The sequence below is a fragment of the Zafaria sp. Z1313 genome, assembly GCF_050563205.1.
Lineage (GTDB): Bacteria > Actinomycetota > Actinomycetes > Actinomycetales > Micrococcaceae > JAZDCJ01.
On record NZ_JBNWUK010000006.1, the window covers coordinates 41,579 to 54,301 of the forward strand.

Sequence of the window (12,723 nt, forward strand, 5' to 3'; positions counted from 1 at the left end):
GAAACTCGTGGAAAAGCGGCGCGCCGAACGGGCCGGGGCCGCTAAGAGTCTAAGTCAGAAGGCCGTGGCGGTATTCCCGCGGATCCATCAGGTGGACGCCCCGGAGGCCAAGGAATCCAAGGAAGGGCGCGAGCGCCGAGGACCGCTCGGCGAGCAGCTGGTGTCCTCGTCGCAGCCTGTCCAGCAAGGCGACGACCGGTGCCGTGTCCCTTTCGACGTGCACTCCGGGGATGGCGTCGACCGCCGCGAGCATCGTCGAGGAGTCCTCCGTGGCGGCGAGGTAGACGACGCCGGAATCCGAGGCCAGGACGGTCAGAAGCGCCATGGTGTCGCCTATCGGGCGCCGCTGGAGAAGGTCTCCGACGACCACGAGCCGCTGGATCCACGGACGAGGGTCCGGCCGGCCCGGCCAGCACTCGAAGCGTTGTTCCTCCCATCGGCCGCCGCGCCCCGCGAACTCGCGGAGGACGACGGGTTCCACGGACAGTCCCGAGGTCAGCACGAGCCGGCCGGCCCGGAGGAGCCCGGTCATTCCGTCGGGGATGCCGGTGCCCCGCGACAGGGCCGGCACGAGCTGCTGGAGCGAGGTTCCGTCGTCGATGACGACGCCCTCGGCGGATCCGGAGTCGAGCACAGGGCGGATGGCGTGCCAGGTCCCGGGGGCCGCGACCCAGCGGTCGGGGGTATCCCCGTCGGCGAGGTGCGCATGAGCAGCCCCGCCCCTGACGTGCAGACCCCGGGGCGGGCAGGGGAGCAGGGCGTCGGCCCATGCGCCCGAGAAGGGGTGGAGGATTTCCGTCCGGTGGCCCAGCAGTCCGGCCTCGTGGGCGGCGACGACGCACACGAGCTGTTCCGGCGACTGGACCCAGGCCCGGGCCAGTCCGCTGCGCGGCCGCGCGACTTCTGGCCTTCCGGCGTCCCTGCTCACCCGACACACTCTAGGAGTGCCGGATGACGCAGCGGCCACGGACGGGTGAAGTTTGGTCGGCCGCACCGGGTGCGGCGCCGATAGGCTGGTCCGTATGCACCCGACCACGAGCCACACTCCTCCGGAGCCGCGCCGCGGCCCCGTGCGGATCACGGTTCCGAGCCGCAACGACCCACTGCTGCGCCGGCTCGTCGAGGTGCTCGGGGGCCCGCTGGGCCGCCACACCGATCCCGGTCGCGTGAGCCCGGGGTTCTGGACCATCGAGCGCGTGCTCATCCTGATGACCACCGTCGCCGCCCTCGCGGCCGTCGGCGCGAAGAACATGTGCCGCACGCAGGGCTGGGGCGGCACCAACAGCTACATCTGGGCGTGCTACTCCGATTGGCCGGCGCTCTTCCACGCCCGCGGCTTCGCCGAGAACGCGTTCGCGCCCTTCGCGGCCGGGGCACAGTTCGAGTACCCCGTCCTGATGTCCGTCGTCGCGAGCCTGACGGCCCTGATGGTCGTGCCCGGGGACTACGACCGCTCGCTCGCGTTCTTCGACCTCAACGTCTTCTTCGTCGCGGCCCTGTGGATCGCCACGGTCGTGGCGACCGCCCGCGCCGCGGGCCGCCGCCCGTGGGACGCCGCCCTGGTGGCCGTCGCGCCCGGCATGATCCTGGCCTCGACGATCAACTGGGACCTGTGGGCCGTGGCCCTGCTGGCCTTCGCCGTGCTGGCGTTCGCACGGAACGAGCCGTTCCTCGCGGGCGTGCTCGTGGGCCTCGGCATGGCGATGAAGCTCTACCCCGTCCTGTTCCTCGGCGCGGTCGTGGTCCTCGCGTTGCGCACGGGCCGGCTCCGCCCGCTCCTGGCCACCGCGGGCGGCGCGGCGGCCTCCTGGCTCGCCGTGAACCTGCCGTTCATGCTCTCCAACCCGGCGGCGTGGTCCCACTTCTGGGAGTTCACCCGCGACCGCGAGGCGGGACTGTCCTCGCTGTGGCACGCCTGGAACGTCGCGGCGGCCGCCGTGCCGGGGGCCCCGCAGCTCAGTGCGGAGTTCATCAACTCCGCGGCGTTCTGGCTCTTCCTGCTCAGCTGCGCCGGCATCGCCGCGCTCGGCCTCGCCGCGCCCCGCCGCCCGCGGCTGGCGCAGCTGCTGTTCCTGATCGTCGCCGCGTTCGTCCTCGTCAACAAGGTCTACTCGCCCCAATTCGTGGTGTGGCTGATCCCGCTCGCCGCGCTCGCGTGGCCGCGCTGGCGGGACTTCCTCGCGTGGCAGCTCGCGGAGGCGCTGCACTTCTGGGCGATCTGGATGTACCTCTACGCCAACGCGGCCGACATCCAGGAGCAGCACACCTTCCCCACGGCCTTCTACGTCCTCGCCGTCGCCGGTCATATGCTTGCCACGGCATACATCATGTACCGGGTCGCTCGCAGCATGCTCCACCCGGAGGAGGACCCCGTGCGGCGCGTGGGCCAGGACGATCCCCAGGCGGGCCCCTTCGCGGGCGCGCCGGACCGCTTCACCCTTGGCGGCGCCCTCGGGGCGCTCCGGGAACGGGCCGGCCGGGAGCCGCGCGGTGGCGCCTGAACCGGGCGGCCGCGCCGACGCCGCGGTCGTGGGCTCCGGCCCCAACGGCCTCGCCGCGGCGCTGACCCTGGCCCGCGCGGGGCTCTCCGTGCGCGTCTACGAGGCCAACGCGACCGTGGGCGGGGCCGCGCGCACGCTCGCCTGGGCTGGGACGGGGGCGGTGTACGACGCCGGCTCGGCCGTCCACCCGATGGCCCTCGCCTCCCCCTTCTTCCGTGCGTCGGGCGTCCTGGACCGCGTCCGCTTCGCCGTCCCGGAGGCGTCCTACGCCCACGTGCTGCCGGGCCGGGCGGCGATCGCCTGGCGGAGCCTCGAGCGCACCGTCGACGGGCTCGGCGCAGAGGGCCCGGCGTACCGGCGGCTCGTCGGCCCGCTCGTCGACCGCGTTCCGGAGCTCGCGGAGCTCCTCCTGCACCCGCTGCTGCGCCTTCCGCGCCCGTCGACCCTGCCGGCCGCGGCGCTCTTCGCGGCCCGCGCGGGGATCCTGGCCCTGCGCGATCCCCTGCCGGCCCGCGCGGCCGCCCTCCTCGCCGGCGTCCGCGCCCACACCGCGGGAGGCTCGCGCGGCCCGGCCGCGCAAGGCGCCGCCTTGATCCTCGCGGCGACGGCGCACGCGGGGGGCTGGCCCGTGCCGATCGGTGGCTCGCAGGCCGTCACCGACGCCCTTGCCGGGCTCCTCGCCGCGCACGGGGGCCACATCGAGACCGGCCGCGGGATCGCCGACCGGCGCGAGATCCCCGAACCCGTCGTCCTCTTCGCGACCTCACCCGGCGACCTGGCCCGCGCCGTCCCCGCCCTGCCCGACCGCTACCGGGAGCGGCTGCTGCGCACGCGCCGGGGGCCGGGCTCCGCCGTCGTCCACTTCCTCCTCGACGGCCCCGTCCCGTGGGCCGATCCGGAGCTCGGCCGCGCCGGGACCGTCCACCTCGGCGGCAGCGCGTCCGCCGTCGCCGCCGCCGAGCGCCGGGCCCGCCACGTGCCGCCCCGGGAACCGTTCGTCCTGCTCTCGCAGCCCGGGGTCGTGGACCCCTCGCGCGCCCCGGAGGGCCGCCACGTCGTCTGGAGCTACACCCACGTGCCGCACGGCCACCCCGGGGATCCGGCGGAGGCGATGGCCGACGTCGTCGAGGCAGCGGCCCCGGGCTTCCGCGACCGGGTGCTGGCCACCCGGAGCGACACCGCCCCCGCGCTGCAGGCCGCGAACGCCAACCTCGTCGGCGGGGACATCGCGGGCGGCGCCGTGGACCTCGCCGGAATGCTCGCCCGCCCCGTGCCCGGACCAGAGCCGTGGCGCACCCCCGTTCCCGGCGTCTACCTGTGCTCCTCCTCGACCCCGCCGGGGCCCGCCGTCCACGGGATGTGCGGCCACCTCGCCGCCCGCAGCGCGCTGCGCCACGAGTTCGGGATCACCGCATGAGCGCCGGGGCCCCCACCGCCGGCGCGGCCGTGCTGCGCGTGCTGCGCCTCGGCCTGCACGTCGGCTTCGCGTCCCTGCTCGCCGTGGGCCTGATCCGCGTCGCCGCGACGGAGGGGACCGCGAGGGCCGCGTGGGCGGCCGTCGTGGCCGCCGCCCTCGGCGGCGTCTACCTCGCCGGGACGGTCTGGGAGCACCGCTTCGCCACGGGCCGCGCGGGCGACCCGGGACGCCATGCGCGGACCTGGCTCGCCGCCGTCGTCCTCCTCTGGCTCGTGCTCATGGCGATGCACCCGGACTTCAGCTGGCTCGCGTTCCCGCTCTTCTTCCTGCAGCTGCACCTGCTCTCCCGCCCGGCCGCGGTCTCCGCGGTGTGCCTGACGACGGCGGCCGTCGTCGCCGGGCAGTGGTTCCACGCGGGATCCCCGAGCCTGCCGATGCTCGTCGGCCCCGTCGTCGGGGCCGTGTTCGCCGTCGTCATGGCCATGGCCTACCGGGCGCTCTACGAGGAGGGAGTGGCGCAGCACCGCGCGCTCGAGGAGCTGCGCCGGGCCCGCGCGGCCCTCGCCCGGGAGCAGCACCGGGCCGGGGTCCTCGCCGAGCGCACCCGGCTGGCCCGCGACATCCACGACACGCTCGCGCAGGGCTTCTCGAGCATCGTGCTGCTCGCCCGCGCCGCGGACCACGCGCTCGCCGCGGGCGACGCGCCGCTGGCAGCCCAACGGCTCGAAACAGTCGGGGAGGTCGCCTCGCAGAACCTCGCGGAGGCCCGGGAGTTCGTCCGCGGCGCCGCGCCCTCCGCCCCGGACGGCGGGGCCCTGGACGCGGCGGGGCTCGCGGCCCGGCTGGGGGCGCTCTGCGCCGCGGCGGAACGGACGGCGGAGCCGGGCGGGGGCCTGGACTGCCACTTCCGCCAGGACGGCGAAGCGCGCCTCCTCCCGCAGGAGACGGCCCGGACGCTCGTGCGCGCCGCCCAGTCCTGCCTCGCCAACGTCGTCGCCCACGCGGGCGCCCGCCGTGCGGTCGTGACCCTCGGCTACCTCCCGGGCGAGGTCGTCCTGGACGTGTACGACGACGGGGCCGGCTTCGATCCCGCCGCGCTGCCTTCCGCGCCCCGCGCCGACGGGACGGGGTTCGGCCTGGCCTCCCTGCGGGAGCGCGTCGCCGGGCTCGGGGGCAGCCTCGAGGTCGACGCGGCGCCCGGGGACGGCACCGGCGTCGGAATCCGCCTGCCCGCCCCCGCTGACGGCGTTGACGGCGGAACCGGGGGTGCGCCATGGACCTGAGGCTCCTGCTCGTCGACGACCACCCGGTGGTCCGCGCGGGCCTCAAGGCGGTGCTCTCCGAGCAGGCGGGGCTCGAGGTCGCCGCGGAGGCGGCGGACGGGGCGGCCGCCCTCGCCGAGCTCGCGCGCCTGGCGACGCTGGGCACACCCGTCGACGTCGTCCTCATGGACCTGCAGATGGCGGGGCTGGACGGCGTCGAGGCCACGCGCCGGATCCGCGCCGCCTCCGGTCCCCCCGTCCTCATCCTCACGACGTACGACGCCGACGCCGACATCCGCTCCGCCCTCGACGCCGGGGCGGCCGGCTACCTCCTCAAGGACGCTCCGCTGGCCGAGCTCGCGGCCGCCGTCCGCGCGGCCGCGGCGGGCCGGCGGGTCCTCGCCCCCGGGCTGGCCGCCCGGCTCGGGCCCGCCCGCAACGACCCCGGGGACCTGAGCCCGCGGGAGTCGGAGACCCTCCAACTGCTCGCCCGCGGGCTCGCGAACCGGGAGATCGCCCGCGAGATGTTCATCTCCGAGGCCACGGTGAAGACCCACCTCGTCCACATCTACGCCAAGCTCGGCGTCGAGAACCGCACCGCGGCCATCGACGCGGCCCGGCAGCGGCGCCTCATCCGCTGAGGCCACGCGGGCCCGGCCGCGTCCTCCGGAAGGGTGAGGCGGTGCCGGCCCAAGATCATCCGCCCGGGCGGCGACGCGGGCCGGGGCGGTGCGTAGCGTGGAAGCCATGATCCAGGCAGACTCTCTGGCCAAGAACTACGGCCGCAAGCGCGCTGTGGACGGCATCTCGTTCACCGTCCAACCCGGCAAGGTCACGGGCTTCCTCGGCCCCAACGGCGCCGGCAAGTCCACGACCATGCGGATGATCGTGGGCCTCGACCGCCCCACCTCCGGACACGTCACCGTCAACGGCGGGGACTTCACCCGCCACAAGGATCCGCTGCGCCAGGCCGGGGCCCTCCTCGAGGCCAAGGCCGTCCACAAGTCGCGCAGCGCCCGCAACCACCTCAGGATGCTCGCGGCGACGCACGGGATCCCCCACGGCCGCGTCGACGACGTCATCGCGCTCACGGGCCTCGACGGCGTCGCCCGCAAGCGCGTCGGCGGCTTCTCGCTCGGCATGGGGCAGCGGCTCGGCATCGCCGCGGCCCTGCTCGGCGACCCGCAGACCCTCATCCTTGACGAGCCCGTCAACGGGCTCGACCCCGAGGGCGTGCTGTGGGTGCGCAACCTCGCCCGCGGCCTCGCCGCGGAGGGTCGCACCGTGTTCCTCTCCTCCCACCTCATGAGCGAGATGGCGCAGACCGCCGACCACCTGATCGTCATCGGCCGCGGACGCATCCTCGCGGACGCGCCCATCACCGAGATCATCTCGGCCTCGAGCCGGGCCCGGACCCGGGTCAAGACGCCCGACCCGCAGGACCTCATGCGGATCCTGGCGGCCGACGGCGTGACGCTCACGCCCACGGGGCCGGATGAGCTCGAGGTCGTCGGCGTCCCCGCCCGGGCGATCGCCGAACGCGCCTTCGACCACCGCGTCCTGGTCTACGAGCTCACGCCGCTCGAGGCCTCCCTCGAGGAGGCGTACATGGAACTGACCAAGGACGAGGTGGAGTACCACTCCGGCGGCATGGCGGGCCCCGGGCCCGTCCAGACCGCACCCCACGCCGCCGAACTGGAAGGACAGGCCCAGCGATGAGCACCCTCACCCACGCAGCCCCCGGGGCCGGGCCCCGCCACGCGCCGAACGGCAAGGACCTCACCTTCGCGCGCATCCTGCGCTCCGAGTGGATCAAGTTCACGACCCTTTCCTCCACGTACGTCCTGCTGGCCTGCACCGTCGCCGTCATCGTCGGCATCGCCCTGATCTCCACCTGGAGCTTCGGCTGGGTCCTGGAGCAGGCCGCGGCCGACCCGCAGATGGCGGGGGCCGTGGAATCCGATCCGGAGTTCGCCACGCTCGGCGCCACGCTGCTGTCCGGCGGCATCTCGTTCGCCCAGCTCATCATCGGCTCGCTCGCCGTGATGATGATGAGCTCGGAGTTCGCCACCGGCACCGCCCGCGCGACCTTCACGGTCGCGCCGCGCCGGCTCAACGTCCTCGGGGCCAAGGCGCTCATCGCCGCCGTGACGGCGTTCGCGACGACCGTCGTGGCGATGCTCGCGGCCTACGTCGCCGTCCAGCCCCTCGCGGACCGCTACGGGATCGAGTTCGACCCGGCGGGCGAGGCGTTCCAGCGCCAGCTCTGGATCGGCGCCGCGTTCGTCGTCGCCATCGCACTGATCGGCCTCGCGCTCGGGACCCTGCTGCGCAACTCGGCCGGAGCGATCGTGACGCTGGCCGGACTCGTGTTCGTCCTGCCGATGATCCTGATGGCGTTCTCGGCCGACCTCATCGTCACGATCCGGCAGTACCTGCCGGACGCGGCCTACGGGAACCTCATCGCCTCCGAATCGTTCCCGGACGCCCCCGAGCAGTGGGTCTCGGCCCTCGTGCTCGCGGCCTGGGCCATCGTCCCCCTCGTGGTCTCGGCCCTCGTGCTGCGCCGCCGCGACGTCTGACGCCAGCCCCGCCGGACCCCCGGGTCCGGCCCCACAGACCGCGCCCACCGGTCCGGAACGAACGGCCGGACCGGTGGGCGCCACCGTCCCCGGCGGGACCCCTGGGAGCGGGTCCCGCCGGGGACGGTCCACCCGTTCCATGCCCCGCGAGGAAAGCTAAGCTCTAGACATGACCGCCGCCGCGCCCTGGGAGGGACCGGGAACGCCCGATCCCACCTTCGCCGAGCTCGCCGACCGGCGCCGCGGCCCCGTGCTCCGCTTCATCCGGCAGCGGCCGGGCGTGGTCGACCTCCTCGTGGTCGCCGGCTACCTCCTCGTCTCCGCGTTCTCCGCCGCAGGGGCCCTGGACCGCGGGACCTGGGTCCCCGCGGCGGCCGTCGCGGGCATCGCCGTCGCGCTCGCCGTCCGGCGGCGCTGGACTTTCGCCGTCCTGGCCGCCGTGATGGTCCTCGAGGCCGCCATCATGATCGCGGACCCCCTCTTCGGGGCCGGCAGCATCGGCTTGTGGATCGCCCTCTACACCGCAGCGACGAAGTATGCCTCGAAGCGCATGTTCATCATGGCCGTGCTCGTCAGCGCCGTCGAGATCCTGCTGCTCATGCTCTGGGTCGTTCCGGCGCTCGACGCCGCCGAGGACATCACGGCGTTCCTGGGCCCCGGAGACCCCCGCCCGTCCGACGTCGTCTGGCTCATCGCCGCGTTCGTCCTCGTCTTCAACTCGGCCGCCGTCGGCATCGGGGCCGCCGTGCGCAGCAACCGACTCCACGACGCCGAACTGACCAACTGGGGGCTGCGCGTGCGGACCCTGGCCCAGGCCGGGGAACGGAACCGGATCGCGCGGGAGATGCACGACGTCGTCGCCCACTCCCTCTCGGTGATGATCGCGCTCTCCGACGGCGCCGCCGTCGTCCTCAAGCGCGACCCCGACCGGGCCGCGGAGGTGCTGCGCGAGCTCTCCTCCACCGGACGCGGCGCGCTCGCCGACATGCGCCGCGTCATCGGCGTGCTGCGCGACGGTTCCAACGCCCCGCTCGCCCCGCAGCCGGCGTCGTCCTCCCTCAAGGAGATGCTCGACGGCTTCCGCGTCGCCGGGGTCCCGCTGCGCTGCAGCCACGAGGGACCCGCCCTCCCCACGGACGCCGCCTTCCAGCTCACCGTGTACCGGATCGTCCAGGAATCGCTGACCAACGTCCTGCGCTACGGCCGCGGCGTCACCCGCGTCACGGTCGAGCTCTCGCGCGACGGGGACACCGTGCGGATCAAGGTCGCCGACAACGGGCAGCTCGCCGGGACGCCTCGCGAACCCGTCGGCAGCGGCCAGGGGCTCAAGGGCATCGCCGAACGCACCGCCATCTACGACGGGTCCGTCTACGCCGGGCCCGGACCGCAGGGGGGCTGGGTGGTCCATGCCATCCTCACCGCCCCCCGCGGTCCCGAACCAACCACCGGCCCCCAGGGAGAAGACAGTGACGAACCAGCAGACGCCCGCTGACCGCGCGGCGGAGCCCGAGCGCGGCCCCGACGCCCCCATCGGCATCCTCCTCGTCGACGACCAGCCGCTCCTGCGCATGGGCTTCCGGCTGATCCTCGAGGGCGAGGAGGACCTGCACATCGTCGGCGAGGCCTCCGACGGCCAGGAGGGCGTGGAGCGCGCCGAGGAGCTGCGCCCCGACGTCGTCCTCATGGACGTGCGGATGCCGCGCATGGACGGGATCGAGGCCACGCGCCGGATCGCCGCCGCGCACCCCGACGCCCGCATCATCATCCTCACCACCTTCGACCTCGACGAGTACGCCTTCGCGGGACTGCAGGCCGGGGCCAGCGCCTTCCTGCTCAAGGACGTCGCGCCGGAGGAGCTCGTCCACGCCGTGCGGCTCGTGGCCAGCGGCGATGCCGTCGTCGCGCCCCGCGTCACCCAGCGCCTGCTCGAGACCTACGTCCGCAGCGCGGGGACGGCCGGGCGCGGCACCACGGGGGCGGCCCACGCGACGACGCCCCACGCGCCGGAGCGCGACCCGCTCCTCGAGGACCTCACGCCGCGCGAGCTCGAGGTGCTCGGCGCGATCTCCGAGGGGCTCTCCAACGCGGAGATCGCCCACCGCTTCTTCCTCTCCGAGGCCACCGTGAAGACCCACGTGCGCCGGATCCTCACCAAGCTCCACCTGCGCGACCGCGTCCAGGCCGTCGTCTACGCGTACGAGACCGGGCTCGTGGTCCCCAGCCAGGGACTGGACTACTAGGCGGTCCGCGTGAACATCGAGTTCCTCCGCAGCCCCTGGTTCATGCTCGCCGTCGTCTTCCTCGCCGGCGGCGCGTTCATGGCCTCCGTCCTGGGCTGGGGCATCGCCGGCTGGGGCAGCATCCTGCTGGGGCTGGGCCTCGTGGTGTTCGCCCGCTACCGGCAGGGCGTCTAGATCCCGGTAGCATCGAGACAGCCGAGCAGAGACCCAGACCACAGATCGGACCGAAGCAGAGCATGGCCAGCACCAGCACCGCCTCCCAGGACGCCCTCGATCACGCCGCCGACCTCGGCGCGTTCGTCGCGGCCTCGCCCTCCAGCCACCACGCGGCCGCCGAGGCCGCCCGCCGCCTCGACGCCGCCGGATTCACGGGCCTCGACGAGGCCGCGGACTGGCCCGCCGGCCCGGGCGCCTACTACGTGCTCCGCGACGGCGCAGTCATCGCCTGGACGGTCCCGGAATCGGCCGGCCCCACGACCGGGTTCCACCTCGTGGGATCCCACACCGACTCGCCGTCGTTCAAGCTCAAGCCCCGGCCGACGACGGGGGCGCACGGCTGGCTCCAGGCCGGCGTCGAGGTCTACGGCGGGCCGCTGATGAACTCGTGGCTCGACCGCGAGCTCGAGCTCGCCGGACGGCTCGCCCTGCGCGACGGCGGCACCGTCCTGGCCCGCACGGGCCCCCTCCTGCGCTTCCCGCAGCTCGCCATCCACCTGGACCGCAACGTCAACGAGTCCCTCGCCCTCGACAAGCAGCGCCACATGAACCCCGTGTGGGGCCTCGGCGATGCGGCCGGCGCCGACCTGCTTGGCCTGCTGGCCGGGGCCGCGGGCGTGGATCCCGCCGACGTCGGGGGCTACGACGTCGTCGCGGCCGACACCCAGGAGCCCCGCGTCTTCGGGCAGTCGGACGCGTTCTTCGCGAGCGGCCGGCTCGACAACCTCTCCTCCGTCCACGCCTCGCTGGCGGCGCTCGCCGCCCACGCGGCCGACGGGGCGCCCGGTGAACGGATCGCGCTCCTCGCCGCGTTCGACCACGAGGAGGTCGGCTCCGCGACGCGTTCCGGTGCGGCCGGCCCGTTCCTGCAGGAAGTGCTCGAGCGGATCTCCGCGGGACTCGGGGCCGACGACGCGCAGCGGTACCGGGCGTACGCGGACTCCGTGTGCGTCTCGGCCGATGCGGGCCACGCCGTGCACCCGAACTACGCCGAGCGGCACGATCCGGCGAACCACCCGGTCCTCAACGGCGGCCCGCTCCTGAAGATCAACGCGAACCAGCGCTACGCGACCGACGCCGTCGGGGCCGCCCTCTGGGCCCGGCTCTGCGACGACGCCGGGGTCCCCTACCAGGAGTTCGTCTCCAACAACGTCATCCCGTGCGGCTCCACGATCGGGCCGCTCACGGCGACGCGCCTCGGGATCCGCACCGTCGACGTCGGCATTCCGTTGTTGTCCATGCACTCCGCGCGCGAGCTGTGCGGCGTCGAGGACCCGCTGCGCCTGTCCCGGGTCTGCCGGGCCTTCTTCGCGGCGTAGCGGCGCGGCGGACGGGAAGGGACGGCGGATGGTGGACGGGCAGGGACGGCGGATGGTGGACGGGCAGGGGACGGCGTTCGCGCACAAGCCCGTGCTCGACGGCGGGCCCGTGCTGCTGCGTCCGTTCACGGACGAGGACATCGAGGCCATGGGCCCCGTGCTCGCCGACCCCGAGGTGCTGCGGCTGACCGGATCCGTGCACGATTCCGCGGCGGCCGCGGCGGCCTCGCCCCGGATCGACGAGGCGACGGCCGCCTGCTACCGCGGCCGCGCCGCGCAGCCCGACCGGCTCGACCTCGCCGTCGTCGACGCGGAGGGCGGGGGCTGCGTGGGGGAGATCGTGCTCAACGAGTGGGAGCCGGCCAACCAGTCCTGCAACCTGCGCATGCTCATCGGGCCGGGCGGGCGGGACCGCGGCCTGGGCACCGCGGCGCTGCGCACGCTGCTCGGCTACGCCTTCACCGAGACGGAGCTGTTCCGGATCGGCCTCGAGGTCTACGCCTTCAACCCGCGGGCGCAGCGCGTCTACGAGAAGGCCGGGTTCGAGGTCGAGGGCCTCCGCCGGGCGGCCCTCGTCTACGACGGGCAGCGGATCGACGCCGTCTGCATGGGACTGCTGCTGCCGGACTGGATGGCGGGCGGGGGAGCCGCGTAGGGCGCCCTGCGGAAGGCCCCTCACAGGCGTCCCGCGGCGGCGCCCGGGCGTTTAGGGTGGATCGGGAGGCATCCGGTAGGATGGTTCAGGCTGTTTGTGCCGTGCCCGGTTCGCGGGCCGGCGGGACAGCCAACGCAAAGAACCTCCTGTTACGGAAAGACCGTGACCGTTTAGCCCAAAGGAGGTGGGTTCACATGCGTGCTTACGAGCTGATGGTACTGATCGACCCCGAGGTCGACGAGCGTACCGTGGAGCCGACCCTCGGCAAGTTCCTGGACGTCGTCCGCAACGATGGCGGGACCATCGACAACGTCGACATCTGGGGCCGCCGTCGTCTGGCCTACGAGATCAAGAAGAAGACCGAGGCGATCTACGCCGTGGTCAACTTCACCGCCACCCCGGCCACTTCCGCCGAGCTTGACCGCCAGCTGTCTCTCACCGAGACGATCCTGCGCACCAAGATCATCCGCCCGGAAGACCAGAAGGTCTCCGCAGAGTAGTCTGCGCGGAACCGCAGTAGAAACCGACCAG

At 74.1% G+C, this 12,723-nt stretch carries 13 protein-coding genes; 12 read left to right on the top strand and 1 reads right to left on the bottom strand.

Going from position 1 to position 12,723, the window contains the following annotated elements; all coding sequences use genetic code 11:
- Nucleotides 1-49: 49 nt before the first annotated feature.
- A complete protein-coding gene (locus ACQ3I4_RS07860; protein ID WP_430633263.1) occupies nt 50-928 on the bottom strand; it encodes a hypothetical protein in 879 nt (292 codons plus the stop codon).
- A gap of 94 nt (nt 929-1,022) precedes the next feature.
- Between ACQ3I4_RS07860 and ACQ3I4_RS07865 the strand changes: the two genes are divergently transcribed.
- The 12 genes from ACQ3I4_RS07865 (at nt 1,023) to rpsF (ending at nt 12,692) form a co-directional block, all read left to right on the top strand.
- A complete protein-coding gene (locus tag ACQ3I4_RS07865) occupies nt 1,023-2,501 on the top strand; it encodes a glycosyltransferase family 87 protein (RefSeq protein WP_430633264.1) in 1,479 nt (492 codons plus the stop codon).
- On the top strand, nt 2,491-3,918 hold the full coding sequence (locus tag ACQ3I4_RS07870; RefSeq protein WP_430633265.1) for a phytoene desaturase family protein: 1,428 nt from the start codon (nt 2,491-2,493) through the stop codon (nt 3,916-3,918). The genes ACQ3I4_RS07865 and ACQ3I4_RS07870 overlap by 11 nt, the downstream gene beginning before the upstream one ends.
- A complete protein-coding gene (locus tag ACQ3I4_RS07875) occupies nt 3,915-5,201 on the top strand; it encodes a sensor histidine kinase (protein WP_430633266.1) in 1,287 nt (428 codons plus the stop codon). The genes ACQ3I4_RS07870 and ACQ3I4_RS07875 overlap by 4 nt, the downstream gene beginning before the upstream one ends.
- Nucleotides 5,192-5,821, top strand: a complete 630-nt coding sequence (locus tag ACQ3I4_RS07880; RefSeq protein ID WP_329862012.1) for a response regulator transcription factor — start codon at nt 5,192-5,194, stop codon at nt 5,819-5,821. Before ACQ3I4_RS07875 ends, ACQ3I4_RS07880 begins: the two co-directional genes overlap by 10 nt.
- 106 nt (nt 5,822-5,927) lie before the next feature.
- Nucleotides 5,928-6,899, top strand: coding sequence for an ABC transporter ATP-binding protein (locus ACQ3I4_RS07885; RefSeq protein WP_430633267.1), 972 nt, complete (start codon nt 5,928-5,930; stop codon nt 6,897-6,899).
- A complete protein-coding gene (locus ACQ3I4_RS07890) occupies nt 6,896-7,762 on the top strand; it encodes an ABC transporter permease (RefSeq protein ID WP_430633268.1) in 867 nt (288 codons plus the stop codon). Before ACQ3I4_RS07885 ends, ACQ3I4_RS07890 begins: the two co-directional genes overlap by 4 nt.
- 169 nt (nt 7,763-7,931) lie before the next feature.
- Nucleotides 7,932-9,254 (top strand): sensor histidine kinase, encoded by a 1,323-nt coding sequence (locus ACQ3I4_RS07895; RefSeq protein ID WP_430633269.1) that lies wholly within the window; start codon nt 7,932-7,934, stop codon nt 9,252-9,254.
- 37 nt (nt 9,255-9,291) lie between these two features.
- Nucleotides 9,292-10,002, top strand: a complete 711-nt coding sequence (locus ACQ3I4_RS07900; RefSeq protein WP_329861312.1) for a response regulator transcription factor — start codon at nt 9,292-9,294, stop codon at nt 10,000-10,002.
- A 9-nt stretch (nt 10,003-10,011) separates the two neighbouring features.
- The gene (locus ACQ3I4_RS07905) at nt 10,012-10,176 is read left to right on the top strand and encodes a hypothetical protein (protein ID WP_329861304.1); all 165 of its coding nucleotides are present in this window, start codon (nt 10,012-10,014) and stop codon (nt 10,174-10,176) included.
- Between the two features lie 62 nt (nt 10,177-10,238).
- Nucleotides 10,239-11,537, top strand: coding sequence for a M18 family aminopeptidase (locus ACQ3I4_RS07910; protein WP_430633270.1), 1,299 nt, complete (start codon nt 10,239-10,241; stop codon nt 11,535-11,537).
- 28 nt (nt 11,538-11,565) lie between these two features.
- Complete coding sequence (locus ACQ3I4_RS07915) at nt 11,566-12,192, top strand: GNAT family N-acetyltransferase (protein ID WP_430633271.1); 627 nt, start codon at nt 11,566-11,568, stop codon at nt 12,190-12,192.
- Nucleotides 12,193-12,386: 194 nt separating this feature from the next.
- Entirely contained in the window at nt 12,387-12,692 is a 306-nt protein-coding gene (rpsF, locus tag ACQ3I4_RS07920; protein ID WP_329861299.1) for a 30S ribosomal protein S6, read from the top strand.
- Nucleotides 12,693-12,723: the final 31 nt, after the last annotated feature.

Coding starts and splice junctions, on each gene's coding strand:
- ACQ3I4_RS07865 (WP_430633264.1), top strand. CDS start 1,023: ATGCACCCGACCACGAGCCACACTCCTCCGGAGCCGCGCCGCGGCCCC.
- ACQ3I4_RS07875 (WP_430633266.1), top strand. CDS start 3,915: ATGAGCGCCGGGGCCCCCACCGCCGGCGCGGCCGTGCTGCGCGTGCTG.
- ACQ3I4_RS07880 (WP_329862012.1), top strand. CDS start 5,192: ATGGACCTGAGGCTCCTGCTCGTCGACGACCACCCGGTGGTCCGCGCG.
- ACQ3I4_RS07885 (WP_430633267.1), top strand. CDS start 5,928: ATGATCCAGGCAGACTCTCTGGCCAAGAACTACGGCCGCAAGCGCGCT.
- ACQ3I4_RS07890 (WP_430633268.1), top strand. CDS start 6,896: ATGAGCACCCTCACCCACGCAGCCCCCGGGGCCGGGCCCCGCCACGCG.
- ACQ3I4_RS07895 (WP_430633269.1), top strand. CDS start 7,932: ATGACCGCCGCCGCGCCCTGGGAGGGACCGGGAACGCCCGATCCCACC.
- ACQ3I4_RS07910 (WP_430633270.1), top strand. CDS start 10,239: ATGGCCAGCACCAGCACCGCCTCCCAGGACGCCCTCGATCACGCCGCC.
- ACQ3I4_RS07915 (WP_430633271.1), top strand. CDS start 11,566: ATGGTGGACGGGCAGGGACGGCGGATGGTGGACGGGCAGGGGACGGCG.
- rpsF (WP_329861299.1), top strand. CDS start 12,387: ATGCGTGCTTACGAGCTGATGGTACTGATCGACCCCGAGGTCGACGAG.